At 75.0% G+C, this 15,104-nt stretch carries 14 protein-coding genes; 6 read left to right on the forward strand and 8 right to left on the reverse strand.

Features of this window, described 5'->3' with window-relative positions:
* Together R7226_RS28580 and R7226_RS28585 are read right to left on the reverse strand one after the other, a co-directional pair.
* Positions 1–2,509, reverse strand: a 2,509-nt coding sequence (locus R7226_RS28580; protein ID WP_318600872.1) for an ATP-binding protein, incomplete at its 3' end; no start/stop codon positions are given.
* A gap of 101 nt (positions 2,510–2,610) precedes the next feature.
* A complete protein-coding gene (locus R7226_RS28585) occupies positions 2,611–5,097 on the reverse strand; it encodes a LamG-like jellyroll fold domain-containing protein (protein ID WP_318600873.1) in 2,487 nt (828 codons plus the stop codon).
* 126 nt (positions 5,098–5,223) lie between these two features.
* Between R7226_RS28585 and R7226_RS28590 the strand changes: the two genes are divergently transcribed.
* Complete coding sequence (locus tag R7226_RS28590) at positions 5,224–6,393, forward strand: peptide deformylase (RefSeq protein WP_318600874.1); 1,170 nt, start codon at positions 5,224–5,226, stop codon at positions 6,391–6,393.
* A gap of 35 nt (positions 6,394–6,428) precedes the next feature.
* Here the strand turns inward: R7226_RS28590 and R7226_RS28595 are convergent, their stop codons facing one another.
* The gene (locus tag R7226_RS28595; RefSeq protein WP_318600875.1) at positions 6,429–6,848 is read right to left on the reverse strand and encodes a hypothetical protein; all 420 of its coding nucleotides are present in this window, start codon (positions 6,846–6,848) and stop codon (positions 6,429–6,431) included.
* A gap of 188 nt (positions 6,849–7,036) precedes the next feature.
* Here R7226_RS28595 and R7226_RS28600 point away from each other — a divergent pair, with 188 nt between their 5' ends.
* From R7226_RS28600 to R7226_RS28615, 4 genes are read left to right on the forward strand one after another with little or no spacing between them, the layout of a single operon-like run.
* Positions 7,037–7,399 (forward strand): VOC family protein, encoded by a 363-nt coding sequence (locus tag R7226_RS28600; RefSeq protein ID WP_318600876.1) that lies wholly within the window; start codon positions 7,037–7,039, stop codon positions 7,397–7,399.
* Between the two features lie 56 nt (positions 7,400–7,455).
* Positions 7,456–8,811: a sensor histidine kinase gene (locus R7226_RS28605; RefSeq protein ID WP_318600877.1), complete on the forward strand. Its 1,356-nt coding sequence runs from the start codon at positions 7,456–7,458 to the stop codon at positions 8,809–8,811.
* On the forward strand, positions 8,808–9,440 hold the full coding sequence (locus R7226_RS28610) for a response regulator transcription factor (RefSeq protein ID WP_318600878.1): 633 nt from the start codon (positions 8,808–8,810) through the stop codon (positions 9,438–9,440). Before R7226_RS28605 ends, R7226_RS28610 begins: the two co-directional genes overlap by 4 nt.
* Positions 9,441–9,486: 46 nt before the next feature.
* Positions 9,487–9,888 (forward strand): hypothetical protein, encoded by a 402-nt coding sequence (locus tag R7226_RS28615; RefSeq protein ID WP_318600879.1) that lies wholly within the window; start codon positions 9,487–9,489, stop codon positions 9,886–9,888.
* Here the strand turns inward: R7226_RS28615 and R7226_RS28620 are convergent.
* Complete coding sequence (locus R7226_RS28620; protein WP_318600880.1) at positions 9,854–10,234, reverse strand: helix-turn-helix transcriptional regulator; 381 nt, start codon at positions 10,232–10,234, stop codon at positions 9,854–9,856. The two genes, R7226_RS28615 and R7226_RS28620, sit on opposite strands and share 35 nt — an antisense overlap.
* Positions 10,231–10,623, reverse strand: coding sequence for a helix-turn-helix transcriptional regulator (locus R7226_RS28625; RefSeq protein ID WP_318600881.1), 393 nt, complete (start codon positions 10,621–10,623; stop codon positions 10,231–10,233). Before R7226_RS28625 ends, R7226_RS28620 begins: the two co-directional genes overlap by 4 nt.
* A gap of 189 nt (positions 10,624–10,812) precedes the next feature.
* Between R7226_RS28625 and R7226_RS28630 the strand changes: the two genes are divergently transcribed.
* Entirely contained in the window at positions 10,813–11,613 is an 801-nt protein-coding gene (locus R7226_RS28630; RefSeq protein WP_318600882.1) for a flagellin N-terminal helical domain-containing protein, read from the forward strand.
* Positions 11,614–11,668: 55 nt separating this feature from the next.
* Here the strand turns inward: R7226_RS28630 and R7226_RS28635 are convergent, their stop codons facing one another.
* The 3 genes from R7226_RS28635 to R7226_RS28645 form a co-directional block, all read right to left on the reverse strand.
* Positions 11,669–12,880 carry an ABC transporter permease gene (locus R7226_RS28635; protein ID WP_318600883.1) on the reverse strand — a complete coding sequence of 404 codons (1,212 nt, stop codon included), beginning with the start codon at positions 12,878–12,880 and terminating at the stop codon, positions 11,669–11,671.
* Positions 12,877–13,542, reverse strand: a complete 666-nt coding sequence (locus R7226_RS28640) for an ABC transporter ATP-binding protein (protein WP_404827921.1) — start codon at positions 13,540–13,542, stop codon at positions 12,877–12,879. Before R7226_RS28640 ends, R7226_RS28635 begins: the two co-directional genes overlap by 4 nt.
* A 107-nt stretch (positions 13,543–13,649) precedes the next feature.
* Positions 13,650–15,104, reverse strand: a 1,455-nt coding sequence (locus R7226_RS28645) for a peptidoglycan-binding domain-containing protein (RefSeq protein WP_318600885.1), incomplete at its 5' end; no start/stop codon positions are given.

Raw genomic sequence — 15,104 nt, forward strand, 5'->3', positions numbered from 1 at the left:
GCGGCGGCGGCCTCCGTGGGCACGGAGGCGGCCGCGCCGGTCGGCGCGGGCGAGGCGCTCGCGCGCGCCGCCTCCCCCCCTGAGCGCGCGAGCTCCGCCCGCTCCGCCGCGATCCGCGCGGCGGTCGGATAGACCTCGCAGAAGTCGCCCAGCCACGGCGCGACCTGGAGGTCGGCGACGGCGTCGAGCGCGGTGCGCAGCAGCGCGGCCGCGTCGCCGGCCGCCCCTCCCACAGCCGCAGCAGCCCGCGCGCCGCCAGCGCCGCCGGGTACCACTCCGGCCCGCCGAGGCCGTGCGCCTGCCGCACCGCCCGCTCAAGCTCGGCGTCCGCGGCGTCGAACTGGCCGCGCAGCAGCGCCAGCCGCCCCTTCACGTCGTGCAGCTGGGCGACGGTGCTGTGGTCCTCGCGCGTCTCCTCGCCGACCAGCCGCTCGACCTCGTCGAGCTCGCCGCGGCGCAGCTGCCAACCGGCGACCGAGCAGGTCAGGTAGAAGCGGAAGTCGCCCATCCCCCAGCGTTGCGCGAGGTCGATCCCCTCGTGCGCGAGCGCGACCGCCGCGTCGATCCGGCCGGTCGCCTCCAGCGCCTCCGAGCCGTTCGCGTAGGAGCGGCCGATCTCCTCCAGCGAACCGGCCGCGACCGCCAGCTCACGCGCCCGCGTCGCCTGCGCGACCGGGTCGCCGAAGCGCCACCCGAGACCGGCGAACGTGTTGCGGACGTGCGCCTCGACGACGCGGTCGCCGACCGTTTCGGCCAGCGCCAGCGCCTCCGTGCAGCGCGCGTGCGCCTCCTCCGAGCGGCCCTTCAGCATCAGCGCCTGCGCCTCGCCGGCGAGCGCGCGCGCCCGCTCCGGCGTCGGCGGATCGGCCGGGACGAGCCGCACCGCCTCGCGATAGGCGATCAGCCCGTCGGCGTGCTCGGCGCTGAGCCACAGCGCGCGCCCGGCGAGCTGATGCAGCTGCGCGACGCGCAGCGGCTCACGTCGCGGGTCGAGCTCGGCGATCGCCTCGCGGGCGCGCGCGGCCGCCCGCTGCGGCCAGTCGCTGCGAATCGCCGCCTCCGCGGCCCGCGCCAGCAGCTCGGCGTGGTCGAGCCCGGCGCGCGCGGCCGCCTCGGGCACCTGCTCCCACAGCGCCAGCGCCCGTTCGCAGTGGCGCTCGGCCTCGACGAAGGCGAAGGCGCGCTCGGCCTCCGCGCTGGCGCGCACCGACGCCGTCAGCGCCCGCGCCGGCTCGCCGGCCGCCTCCCAGTGGTGGGCCAGCTCGCCGGCGACGCCGACGCCGCCGGCGGCCAGCTCCGGCCGCTGCTCCAGCGTCCGCGCGAGCGCGCCGTGCAGCTGCGCGCGCTCCTGCGCGAGCAGGTCGCGATAGACCGCCTCGCGCACGAGCGCGTGACGGAAGGCGTAGGCGGTCCGCGCCGTCGCGTCGGGTGTGGCGTTCGCTCCGCCATCGCCGCGGACGACGAGCACGTGATGGTCGAGCCCCTCCCGCAGCGCCGGCGCGAAGGCGTCCGGCGCCAGCTCGCCGACGCTTTCGAGCAGCCGCTCGTCGACGGCCCGCTCGGCCGTCGCGGCGACCGCCAGCAGCCGTCGCGCAGCAGCCGAGAGCGGCTCGATCCGCAGCAGCAGCGCGTCGCGCAGCGACGCCGGCAGCCCGCCGCCGGCACCGGCCGCGAGCGGGTCTTCTGCCGGCAGCCCGCCGCCCGCGCCGGCCGCGAGCAGCTCCTCGGTGTAGAAGGCGTTGCCCTCGGTGCGCTCGAACAGCCGCTCGACGAGCGCGGCCGGCGGCGTCGTGCCGAGGATGTCCGCGACCTGCAGCGCCAGCTCGGCGCGGGTGAAGCCGCGCAGCTCGATCCGCCGCACCCCGCGCACGCGCGCCAGCTCGGCGGCGAACGGCCGCAGCGGGTGGTCGGGATGCAGCTCCTCGGCGCGGAAGGTCGCCACGAGCGCGATCGGCTGCTCGCGCGCGGCGCGCACGAGGTAGGCGACGAAGTCGCGCGTCGAGCGGTCGGCCCAGTGCAGGTCCTCGATCACGACGACGACCGGCTGGCGCTCGGCGAGCGCACCGAGCAGCGCCAGCAGCAGCGCGAAGACGCGTCCCTGGCCGGCGACGGGCGGGGCGGGCGCGTCAGCGGCGGGGGCTCCCGCCGCTGACGCGGTGGCGGGCGCGGCGGGCGCGTCCCCCTCGAGCCGCCCCAGCTCGGGCCACAGCGGCGCCAGCTCACGTCGCTCGGCGGCGCTCAGCAGCTCGCGCACCGCCGGCTCGCGCAGCAGCGGGCGCAGCGCCGCGACGATCGCGCCGTAGGGCAGCTCGCCCTCGGCCAGCTCGACGCACTCGCCGATCAGCACCAGCCGGCCGCCGGCGCGGGCGCGCTGCGCCAGCTCGGCGACGAGGCGGCTCTTGCCGACCCCGGCGTCGCCGGCGATCAGGACCGCGCCGCTGTCGGCGTCGAGCGCCGCCAGCTCCGGCGCGCGGCCGACGAAGCGCTCGCTGGAGACCCGCTCACGCACACGCCGTTTATACCGTGCCCGATTCCCACCACCGGACGTCTGGTGCCGCATCGGGGCACCAGACGTCCGTTCCTCCGCGCGGCGGCGCGGGTGGGCGGCGCCTACCGCCGCGCCGCGACGCGCACGGTCGCGCCGCGGCGGCTCGTTCTGCCGCCCGCGGTCGCCGTCACCTCGACGCGGTAGCGGCCGGCGCGCAGCGCGCGCGGCAGTCTCACCGTCACGGTGCCGGCACGCTTGGCGGTGAGCGTGAAGGTACGCGCCGGCCGTCTGGCGCAGGCCTTCGCGCCGACCGGGCAGGCGCGCAGCGCGACGCGGACCTTCGCGGCGCCGCCGAGGCGGATCCGCAGGCGCTGACCGGCGACGGCGATCGCGGCGATCCGCGGCGCTCTCGCCGTCGCGCCCGGCGTTCTCGGTGCGGCCGCGGCCGGTGCGGCCGGCGTCGCGACCGGCGGCACCGCGGTGTCGCCGCCCGGCAGCGGCGTCGCGGCCGGCGGCGTCGTCGTGCCGCCGTCGGCCGGGGGCGTCGTCGTGCCGCCGCCGGTCTCCGGCTCTCTCGTCTCCGGCTCTCTCGTCTCCGGCTCTCTCGTGCCGGGCTCCTCCGGCGCGACGTAGGTGCGCGCCGTCAGCCACTGCTCGCGCGGCAGCACGTGATCGACGATGCGGGTCTCGCCGATGCAGCCGAGCCAGCCGTCGGCGGTCTCGCCGGCCCACGTCGAGGAGCCGATCCGCCACGGCTTGTTCGCCGTGCCGAGGCCGACGCCGTTGATCGCGTTGCGCAGCACCGGCGCGCCGTCGATGTAGAGCGTCGTCGTCGCGGTGATCGGGTCGTTGACGGCGACGACGTGCAGCCACTTGTCGGGCATCACCTCGCCGGACCAGTTGGTCCGCTCGGCCAGCGGCGTCACGACCGACGCGTTCCACTGGATCTCGCGCAGCGAGGAGACCGCGAGCGTGAAGGCCGGCTCGTCGGAGTCGCTGCCCGGGATCGGGAAGCCGGTGACCTCGCCGCGCTTGCCGTCACGCGTCAGCGCGCCCATCCACGCGTTGCCGCCGGAGGTCCAGTCGGCGTCGATCTTGACGAACGACTCGATCGTGTAGCCGTTCGGGAAGCTGGCCGAGTTGACCGGGGCGTTCGCGGCCGTGCTCAGGTAGCTGAGCCGCATCGGGCTCTTCGTCGTGTTGTCGAAGCACATCGCGCCGCTGTCGGCCGACAGGAAGGGATGGTCGGCGACGTGCGTCACGTCGCCGAGCTGCGCGCCGACGATGCCGTCGCTGTCGAGCGGGACGCGTCTGAGGTCGTTGTCGCCGGCGACGTCCTCGACGCCGCTGCCGACCGCGACCGGCGAGCCGCTGCCGGCACCGAAGCGCCAGTGCGCGAGCGTGCCGTCGACCTTCGGGTAGTCGTCGCCGTCGTGCGGCGCGGCCGGCGCTCTGACCTCGGGGTCGACGAAACCGTCGCGCGCCGCGACCTTCGCCGCCTCCAGCAGCGACGGGTGGGCCGGCGAGAGCGCGCCGGGCGTGCCCTCGAAGCCGCCGAAGCGGGCGTCCCAGTCGATCGGCAGCGAGAGGTTCTCGTTCGCGCCGGGGCGGACGACGACGTCGTAGTCGGCGATCAGCGTCTCGGCCGGCTTCAGCTTCACCCACGGTGAGACGACGGTCGTGTCGAGCTTGTCGTTGGTGAAGTCGAACTCGAACAGGCCGAGGTAGCCGTTGCCGCCCATGTAGGCCATCTGGTAGTCGAGCAGGATCTGGTCGACGCTGTGGCCGAAGTCGTTGGTCTTGCGCAGGTGGGCGGCGCCGTGGTTGTGCCCGGAGACCGTCAGGAAGATCTGGTCGTTGTCCCTGATCAGCTGATTCCAGAGGCGCAGGCCCTGCGTGGTCTCGGTCGCGGTGACGCCGTCGCCGGCGACGCCGAGGATCTCGTGCGTCGTGAGGATCACCGGCAGCGTCGGGTTGTCGGCGATCACTCTGCGGGCCCAGGCGATCGCGTCGTCGGAGGCGCTCCACGACATCGCGAGCATCAGGAAGGTGCGGCCCTCGGCGGTGAAGGTGTGCCACTCGTGGAAGCCGGAGGAGTGACGGCCTCTGAAGCTGCTCTGCTGCGCGGCGCGCGAGGTCGGGAAGGCGCTGAGGTAGCGCTCGTTCGCGAGGGTGCGTCTGTCGTCGTGGCAGGACGTGCCGTAACAGCCGTTGGCGACGTCGTGGTTGCCGGCGAGGATCGAGTAGTCGAGGTCGCCGTCCTCGAGGATTCTCATCGCGTCCTTGGCGACCTCCCACTCCTGCGTCTTGCCGTGCTGGTCGACGATGTCGCCGAGGTGGGCGACGAAGGGGATCTCGAGTCTGTCCTTGTTGTCGACGAGCCACTGCGTCTGGGCCGCGTACGGCTCGCTGTCGTAGCGGGTCATGAACAGCTCGCCGGTCTCGGCGGTCGCGTAGCGCGAGTAGAACTGCGTGTCCGGCAGCATCGGCAGCAGGAAGCTGGAGCGGTCGGCGGCGTCGGCGGCGGAGGCCGGCGAGGGGAGCGGGAACATCGCGCACGCGGCGGCGAGCGCGGCCCAGCGGGCGCTGCGGGGAATCGTCAGTCTCATGGCCCGCCCGACCGTAGGGGCGGCGCTGGGCAATTCCGTGACCGGGGCGTGACCACGATGTGAATGGTCGGTTACGCGCGAATATGTTCAAGTTTGGTTGCTACCGGCCGATTACCATGCGGCTCGATGGCATCCGTCAGCGCCTCGCTCGCCTCGCTCTCGCTCATCCGCACGACGCTCGCCGGGCTCGACCTGCCCGGTCAGTTCCTGCGTCGCACCGCCGCGCCGCTGGACTTCGACGAGATCGGCCACGCGCAGCGGCGCGCGATCGTCCGCGGCCTGTTCGGCGCGATGCACGCGCCGCCCGGCGGCGTCGGGCTCGCGGCGCCGATGGCCGGCCTCGACCTGCGGCTGGTGGTCGCCTCCGACGGAGAGCACACGCTCGCGATGGCCAACCCGGAGGTAGTCGCGACCGGCGGCGGCGAGGTCGCCTACGCCGAGGGCAACCTCTGCCTGCCCGGCGTCCACGCCGAGGTCGTGCGGCCGGCGACGATCACCGTCCGCTGGCAGGACGTCGCCGCGCGCACGCACGAGGAGACCTTCGACGGCTGGATCGCCCGGATCCTCTTCCACGAGCTGGAGCTGCTCGACGGCGGCTTCTTCACCGACGGCGTCGCGCCGGAGGCGATCGTCGCCACGACGCCGGCGCGGCGAGCGGCCGCCGCGCTCGCGTCGGTCTACGCCGAGCCGGAGCCGGCCGCGCCGGCCGGCGCGCGCGAGCCGCTGCGGATCGTCACGCTGCCACCCGAGCTGCACGACCTGCGCCGCAGCGTGCTGCGGATGCCGGCCGCGGCGGTCGCCGGCGGCGGGCTCGACCAGCTGGCGCTGCGCGAGCTGCTGGCGACGCTGTTCCTGACGCTGCACGCGCGCGGCGTCGGCGAACTGTCCGCGCCGCAGGTCGGGATCGGGCTGCGCGTCGCCGTCGTCGACGACCAGCGCGAGCCGCCGCTGGCGCTGATCGACGCGACCGTCGTCGAGCGCGGCGGCGACGAGCAGGCCGAGGTCGAGGAGTGTCCGAGCCTGCCGGGCCTCTCCTGCGTCGTGGACCGGCCGGAGCGGCTGCGCGTCCGCAACCACACGCTCGCGGGCGAGCCGTACGAGTTCGACGCTGACGGCGACCGCGCTCGGCTGATCGCGCACGCGCTCGACCACCTCGACGGCGTGCTGATCAGCGACCACGCGCTCGGCGGGCTCCACCGGAGCGACCTCGACCAGCGCGTGGAGGCCGACCTCAAGCTCGCGCTCGGCGGCGCGCCACCCGCGGCGGGCGGCGCGCGCCGGCGGCGGCGTCAGTAGCGCGCGGCGGCGAGTGCGGGCAGCGCTGCTCCGCCTCAGAAGCGCGCGGCGGCGGTGCAGACCTCGCCCGACGGGCTCGTCGCGCGCGCGGTGACGCGGTCGCTGCCGCTGCCGTCGGTGATCTTGCGCTCGACGCTGAAGGAGCCGCTCGGCCCGCGCGTCGTCGCGCGCGTCGAGAAGGCGACGGCGCCGTTGCGCCGCACCTGGACGTTCCAGGTCACGCCGTTGCGGTTCTGGTCGACCTCGAACTCGACCTCGAGGCGGCCGTCGTCGGGCTTGACCTTCAGCTTCGCCGTCGAGCTGCCGTCGCAGCTGCCGCTGACGCGCACGCCGCGATCGCGGCCGCGGTCGTCGCCGTCGTCGTCGCCGCCGTGGCGGGCGAGCGCGGCGCTCGGCACCGCGACCGTCGCGGCGAGCGCCGCGACGAGGACGAACCTGCCGAACTTGAGGGGCATGAGGAAGATCTCCGTCGTTTCGAGGGGATGGACGAGCGTCATCGTGCGCCAACGGCGGTCCGGGTCTCAATGCGACTTAGGTCGCAGCGGGCCGTGCGCTGACCGGATCTCGCGATTGAGGTCCGTCGTTGACCGCAATCGCTGTCAGGATCGACGCCGTCCCCCACCCGACAGTGAGGAGCCCCGCCATGTCGACGATCACCAAGCTCGACTTCGTCGCCGTCCCCTCGCAGGACGCCGACCGCGCCAGACAGTTCTACGGCGAGACGCTCGGCCTGCGCAAGGACGACAAGGCCGACTACGAGTTCTGGGTCGGTGAGACCTGCCTCGGGATCTGGGAGCCGGAGCGCCAGGGGATGCCGTTCGCGCCGCAGAAGAACGGCCACCTCGCGCTGCACGTCGACGACATCGCGGCGGCACGCGCCGACCTGGAGGCGAGAGGCGTCAGCTTCACAGGCGACACCTTCGACACCGGCGTCTGCCACATGGCCTTCTTCACCGACCCGGACGGCAACGACCTGATGCTGCACAGCCGCCACACGCCGCGCTGAGCGGCGCGCTCGCCGCGCACGTGCTCGCGGCGCGCCGACCGGGCAAGATGGTCGGCGTGTCGCAAGCGAGCAACAGGGGCGCGCAGCGTGCCGGCGCACGGCTCGCCGGTCCGCCGCCGCGGATCGGCACGGCCGTCGCGCGCTTCATGCTCGGCAGCCTCGCGGCGATCGTCGTGATCGTCGTCGGCGGCTTCTTCGCGCTGCGCCAGGTCGCGATCGACGAGGCCGAGCGCGACACGCGCGAGCGCGTCCAGGCGGCCGGCCGCGTCGTCGAGGCGGCCGGCCTGACCGACGGCGTCGTGCGCGGCGACCCCGCCGCGCTGCGGAGGCTCGACGACATCGTGCTCGGGCAGGTGCTGACCGGCTCGATCGTGCGCGTGAAGCTGTGGAGCGAGGACGGCACGATCCTCTACTCCGACGAGCCGGCGCTGATCGGCAGAAGATTCGTGCTCGGCGAGGAGGAGCAGGAGCTGTTCGACACGGGCGGCGCGGAGGCCGAGCTGAGCGACCTGTCACAGCCGGAGAACCGCTACGAGCGGCCGCAGGGCAAGCTGCTGGAGGCGCACACGACGATCCGCACCCCCGACGGCACGCAGGTGCTGTTCGAGATCTACCAGCAGTTCAGCTCGATCAGCGCCAACGGCGAGCGGCTGCTGCGCGCGCTCGCGCCGCCGCTGCTCGGCGGGCTGCTCGTGCTGCTGCTGTTCCAGGCGCCGTTGGCGTGGTCGCTGGCGCGGCGCCTGCAGCGCGGGCACGAAGAGCGCGAGGCGCTGCTGGCCAGCGCCGTCGAGGCCTCCGCGCAGGAACGCCGGCGGATCGCCGCCGACCTCCACGACGGCGTCGTGCAGGACCTCGCCGGCGTCGCCTTCGGCCTCGCCCCGCTCGCCGAGGAGGCGCACCGCCGCGGCGACGAGCAGGAGGCGACCGTGCTCGGCGACGCGACCGCGCGCCTGCGCCAGGGCGTGCGCGACCTGCGCACGCTGCTGGTCGAGATCCACCCGCCGAACCTCGATGCGGCCGGCCTCGAGGTCGCGCTCAGCGACCTGCTCAGCCCGCTCGCGGCGGCCGGCGTGAGCACCGAGCTGGAGGTGGCGGAGGAGGCGGCCGCGGTGCGCGGCGACGGCGCCGTGCTGCTCTACCGCGTCGCGCGCGAGGCGGTCCGCAACGCCGCCGCGCACGCCGACCCCGGCACGGTCCGGATCGCGCTGACGCGACCGGCCGACGGCCGCGTGCGGCTGCTCGTCAGCGACGACGGCCGCGGCTTCGACGGCGCGCAGCGCGAGCGCGGCGCGGCCGACGGCCACCTCGGCCTGACGCTGCTCGACGAGCTGGTCGCGCAGGCCGGCGGCAGGCTGATCGTCAGCTCGCGACCGGGCGCCGGCACGCGCGTCGAGCTGGAGCTGCCGGCATGATCCGCGTGCTGCTGGCCGACGACCACGGCGTCATCCGCGACGGGCTCGGGCGGCTGATAGCGGCGCTCGACGGGATCGAGCTGGTCGGCGTCGCCGCCGACGGCGCCGATGCGCTGGCGCAGACGCTGACGAGCGCGCCCGACGTCGTGCTGATGGACCTGGAGATGCCGGAGATGGACGGGATCGAAGCGACCCGCCGGATCGTCGCCGAGCGGCCGGCGACGGCGGTTCTGGTGCTGACCTCGTTCTCCGAACGCGCGCGGATCGTCGGCGCGCTGGAGGCCGGCGCCTGCGGCTACCTGCTGAAGGACGTCGACGCGGCGCAGGTCGCCGAGGGGATCCGCGCCGCGGCGCGCGGCGAGTCGCCGCTGGACCCGCGCGCGGCGCGCACGATCCTGACGGCGCGCACCGCTCCCGATCCGCTCGCCGCCCTCTCCGCGCGCGAACGCGAGGTGCTGGAGCTGCTCGTCGAGGGACTGCCGAACAAGCTGATCGCGCGGCGGCTGGAGATCAGCGAGAAGACGGTCAAGTCGCACCTGACGAGCATCTTCCGCGCGCTCGGCGTGACCGACCGCACGCAGGCCGCGCTGTGGGCCGAGCGCCACGGGCTCGGGCCGCCTGCGACATAAGTCCCATTGCGCGATCGGTGCCGGGCGCGCGACCGTTGAGCGACCGATGCGCCGCCCGCTCCCGCTCCCGCACCTGCTCGCCGCCGCGCTCGCGCTGACGGCGCCCGCGCTCGCGCTCGCCGCCGCCCCGGCCGCCCGCGCCGGCGACGACGCCCGCGTCAGCGCCGACTGCGCCCGCGGCGCCGATGGCGAGCTGCGGCTGAAGGGCGACGACGGCAAGGTCGAGGTCGAGCTGCGGATCGACACGCGCCGCGGCGGCGCGCACTGGAGCGTCGCGCTCGTGCACGAGCGCCGCGTCGCCTGGCGCGGCAGCGCCCGCACCCGCTCCAACGGCTCGTTGCGGATCCGCCGCACGCTGCCCGACTACCCGGGCGCCGACGAGATCTCCGTGCGCGCCTCCGGCCCGCGCGGCGTCAGCTGCCTGGCGACGGCGACGTTGGAGGGGTAGACGCCAGCGCGCGCCGGTAGGCCGACGGCAGGATGCCGTAGCGGGCGCGGAACGACTTCGAGAACTGCGACTGCTGGCGGTAGCCGACACGCTCGGTGATGGCGCCGATCGTCAGCGACCGGTCGGCCAGCAGCCGCGCCGCATGCCGCATCCGCACCTCGGTCACGTGCTGCCGGTAGGTCACGCCGCCGAACTCGACGAAGGCGCGCTGCAACTGCCGGCGAGAGGTCGACAGCAACGCGGCGACCTCGTCGATCTCGATCCCGTTCGTGTGCTCGCGCTCGATGATCTTGACCGCCTGCTCGTGCAGCCGCCGGAGCTTGTCGATCGTGGCGGGACGGTTCATCGCGCGACCCGCGCGGCACGCAGCTGCGCGGCCAGCCGCGGCAGCGCGACCCGCCGGCGGTAGACCGACGGCAGCGCGCCGTGGTGCAGCCGGAACGACTTCGTGAAGTGCGCCTGGTGGCGGTAGCCAACGCGCCAGGCGACCGCGCCGATCGTCACGCTCGGATCGCCGAGCAGCTCGGCGGCGTGAGCCATCCGCACCGCCGTCAGGTGCCGGCTGAAGGTCGTTCCCCCGATCTCGGTGAAGGCGCGCTGCAACTGCCGCCGGGAGGTGTTAAGCCGCGCCGCGACCCCGTCGATCTCCAGCGCGGAGCCGTAGTCGCGCGCGACGATCTCGATCGCTCCGGAGTAGAGCTGGGAGAGTGAGTACGTGGTCTCTGGCCGGCGCACGACGGCGTCGATTGTGGCGCCGCTGTGCCAGCTTCACATCGGCCATTCCGCTCGATTTAGCACTCTGGCGCCCGCTCCTTCCGCTCTGGTGTCCGCTTGCTTTCGTGCAGTCAGCCGCCGGCCGATCCTCAGGTTCGAACAGAGGGCCGACACGAGGTCGCCCCGGGGACGACATCAAGGAGATGCACCATGTCCCTTCGCATCAACACGAACGTCGAGGCGTTCAACGCGCACCGCAACCTCGAGCACACCAGCGGCAAGCTGGCGAAGTCGATGGAGCGTCTCTCCAGCGGCCTGCGGATCAACCGCGCTGCCGACGACGCCGCCGGCCTGGCGATCTCGGAGAAGCTGCGCGGGCAGATCGGCGGCCTCGATCAGGCCCGCCGCAACGTCCAGGACGGCATCTCGCTCGTCCAGACGGCGGAAGGCTCGCTGACCGAGGTCCACTCGATGCTCCAGCGCATCCGCGAGCTGGCGGTCCAGTACAAGACCGGCACGCTCGCCGCCGCCGACAGAACGGCGATCGGATCGGAGGTCAGACAGCTGCAGGACGAGATCGAGCGGATCGGCACCTCCGCGCAGTTCAACGGCATCGAGCTGATCAGAAGAAACGACACGATCTCCTTCCAGGTCGGCGCCAACGACGGCGAGGTCATCGCGGTCGCGACGATCTCGCTCGACGACAGAGCGAGACACAGAGCGCTCGACCTCACGGCGGCCGACGCGCTCGCGAGAATCGATGCGGCGATCACCGCCGTCTCGACGCAGCGCGCGACCTTCGGCGCGGTCCAGAACCGCCTCGAGCACACCTACAACAACCTCTCCGTCTACCAGGAGAACCTGTCGGCGTCGGAGTCGCGCATCCGCGACGTCGACATGGCGGCCGAGATGGTGACGTTCACGAAGAACAACATCCTGCAGCAGGCCGGCACGAGCATGCTCGCGCAGGCGCAGCAGGCGCCGCAGTCGGTCCTGTCGCTGCTGCGCTAGGACGGGACGTCCTACAGCGGAGGCGGGCGCTGACGGCCCGCCTCCACCGTAGCTTTCACGGCGCCCGCAGCGCCTCCGTCGGGGAGAGGCGCGTCGCCCGCAGCGCCGGGTAGAGCCCCGCGATCCCGCCCATCGCCAGCGACGCCAGCAGGCCGCCGGCGATCGCGGTCGCCGGCACCACCGCGCGCACGTCCTGGCTGGTCGCGTAGATGCCGGTCGCGACCGCGCCGAGCAGCACCCCCAGCGCGCCGCCGAGCGCCGACAGCAGCAGCGCCTCGCAGAGGAACTGCACCGCGACGTGGCGGCGCGTCGCGCCGAGCGCGCGCCGCAGGCCGATCTCGCGCCGCCGCTCCAGCACCGCGATCACCATCACGTTCGCGATCCCGATCCCGCCGACCAGCAGCGCGACGGCGCCGAGACCGAGCAGCAGCGCGGTCAGCGCGTCCTCGGTCGCCGCCTTCGCCGCGAGCGCGTCGGAGGGCCGGCTGACGGCGACCTCCTCCGGTCTCTCCGGGCTCGCCGTCGCGCCGACCAGCGCGCGCGTCCGCACGACCGCGTCGGGGTCGGTCCGCAGGTAGATCTTCGACGCGCTGCGGGTCGTGCCGAAGAGGCGATGGGCGATCGGGTAGCCGATCACCGCGGCGCGGTCGAGCTCCGGCACGAGCGGCACCGATCTCAGGATCCCGACGACCGTCATCCAGTGGCCGCCGACGTAGAGGCGCGCGCCGGGCCGGTCGATCGCCAGCCGCTCGGCCGTCAGCGAGCCGAGCACGATCGCCGGGTAGCGCTCCAGCGCGGCGTCGAGGAAGCGGCCGCTGGCGAGCGACCCGCCGACGGCGGCGAGCAGCCCCGGCTCGGCGGCGGCCAGGTCGATCCCGCCGGTCTCCTCCTCGGGGATGCGATCGGTCCGCCGGACCGACTCGCCGACGCTCGTGGCGGCGGCGGCCAGCTCGACGCCGGGCAGGCCGCGCAGCGCCGGCGCGGCGCTCTTGGGCAGCGTCACCGTGTCGCCGAAGAAGCTCTCGCCGGGGCCGACCGTCAGCAGGTTGGTGCCGAGCCGGTCGAGCTCGTCGAGCACGCGCGTGCGGCTCGACTCGGCGACGCCGAGCACCGCGACCATCGCGGCGACGCCGATCGCGACCCCGATCGCCGACAGCGCCGCGCGCGCCCGCCGCGTGCTGAGCCCGTGGGCGCCGAGCCGCAGCGCGTCGGCGAGCAGCAGGCGGCTGGGCGCGTGCTCGCGCGCGCCGCGTCGCGGCCGCCTCATACGGCGACCTCGTCGCCGACGAGCCGTCCGTCGCGGACCGACACCTGGCGCGGGAGGCTGCCGGCGATCTCACGGTCGTGCGTGATCACCGCGATCGTCGTGCCCTGCTCGTTCAGCTCCCGCAGCAGCGCGACGATCTCGGCGCCGCGCGCGCTGTCGAGCGCGCCGGTCGGCTCGTCGGCGAGCACGATCGCGGGCCGCGCGACGATCGCGCGCGCGATCCCGACCCGCTGGCGCTCGCCGCCCGACAGCGCCGCCGGGACGTGGTGGGCGCGCTCGCTCAAGCCGACCTGGTCGAGCGCGTCGCGCGCCCGCTCGCGCCGCTGCGACCGCGGCGTGCCGGTGTAGAGCAGGCCGTCGGCGACGTTGTCGAGCGCGCTGGCGCCGTCGAGCAGGAAGAACTGCTGGAAGACGAAGCCGATCCGGCGCGCGCGCAGCGCCGCCAGCTCGCCGTCGTCGCAGGCGGCCGCGTCGCGCCCTTCGATCAGCACGCGGCCGCTCGTCGGGCGGTCGAGCGTGCCCATGATCTGCAGCAGCGTCGACTTGCCCGAGCCCGACGGGCCGACGATCGCGAGCAGCTCGCCGGCGGCGATCCGCAGCGAGACGCGGTCGAGCGCGGTCACCCCCGGGTACTGCTTCGTGACCTCGTCGAGCTCCAGCACCGGCGTCGCGTTGCGGGCGGCCGACGAGCCGCGCGCGGCGTCGGCGGGCGCAACGTCGCCGCGCGTGGTGTCGGCCGGCGGGGCGTCGGCGCGCACGGCGCGGCGCCTCATCGCGGCACCTCGACGCGATCGCCGGCGTGCACGGCGCCGCCGGTCAGCTCGACGTAGCCGTCGGCGAACATGCCCGGCTCGACCGCGACCTCGCGCGTCGTCGTGCCGCTGCGCACGCGCACCGCGTAGCCGCCGCCCGCGCGCGCCACGAGCGCCGCGACCGGGACCGCGAGCACGTCTCTGCGCGTCGTCCGCGCCAGCTCGACGACGACCGGCGCCTCGTCGAGACGACCGACGCCGCGCTGCGAGCGCAGCTCGATCGTGACCGGCAGGGTCGGCGTGCTGTCGCCGCCGCCGCCACCCTCGTCGCCCTCGCCGCCGCTGCTCGTCACGACGGTGCCGACCTCGACGATCCGGCCCTGCACGCGGCGGCCGCTCGGCAGCTCGACCGTCGCGCGCCCGCCGACGCGCGCGAGCCCCTGATCGGCCGCATCGACGTCGGCGGTCACGACGCGCCGCGTCGAGGTCGTGCTCAGCACCTCGCTGCCGGCGCCGCTGCCGCCGTCGCCCCCGTCCCCGCCGTCGCCGCCGCTCGGCGTGCCGCCGCCGTCGCCGCCACCCCCGCCGCTCATCGACGGGGTCGCCTGCGGGGAGCCGCTCGCCCCGGCAGGCGGCGTCGTCGGCGTCGTTCTCGGCGTCGTCGGCGTGGTTCTGGGCGTCGTCGGTGTCGTTCTCGGCGTCGTCGGCGTCGTTCTCGGCGTCGTCGGCGTCGTTCTCGGCGTCGTCGGCGTCGTCGCCGGCGGGGTCGTGGTCGTCTCCGTCGGCGTCGTCGCGGCCGGCGGCGTCGTCTCCGCCGGAACCGTCGTCGTCGCTCCGCCCGGATCCGCGATGGCGAGCGTCTGGAGGCCGCCGGAGCCGCCGTCCCACGCGGCGTTCGCGTTCCCGCCGCCGCTGCCGCCGAGCGAGCCGGTCACCTCGCCAACGCGGCGCGCGCCCGGCAGGAAGACGACGGCGCCCAGCTCGACCGTCCCGGTCTCCGCGACGCCGAGCGACTCCTGCCAGTCGCTGACGGCGGCGACGGTCGCCGACGTGTAGTCGTCGTCGACCGTGCCGGGGTCGTAGCCGAACGCGGCGAGGTTGCGCTCCAGCTGGCGCACGTCGGCGCCCTCGTCGCCGCTGGTCAGCGTGCGCCATGCCGGCACGCGGCCGTCGAGCAGGATCACCGGCTCGCCGTCGACCGCGAACAGCCGCTCGCCGGGGCGGATCGTCGCGCCGGTCTGGGGCAGCCACGTCAGCGTGCCGCCGAGACGGTCGAGCGCGGGGCGCGGGTCGTCGTAGCCGAGCGTGCCGTCGACGGTCGCGTTCTCGACCAGCGTGCGCCGCTCCACGACCTCGCTGCCGCGGCGCCCCGACGACGGCTGCTCGCCGCCGCCGGAGGCGCCGCCGCCCGCGGCCAGCACCGCCGCGAGCGCACCCGCGGCGGCGACCGGCAGCGCGGCGGCGACGGCGAC

Origin of the sequence: Conexibacter stalactiti (assembly GCF_033542075.1) — a bacterium.
In the GTDB taxonomy this organism is placed as follows: Bacteria; Actinomycetota; Thermoleophilia; order Solirubrobacterales; family Solirubrobacteraceae; genus Conexibacter; species Conexibacter stalactiti.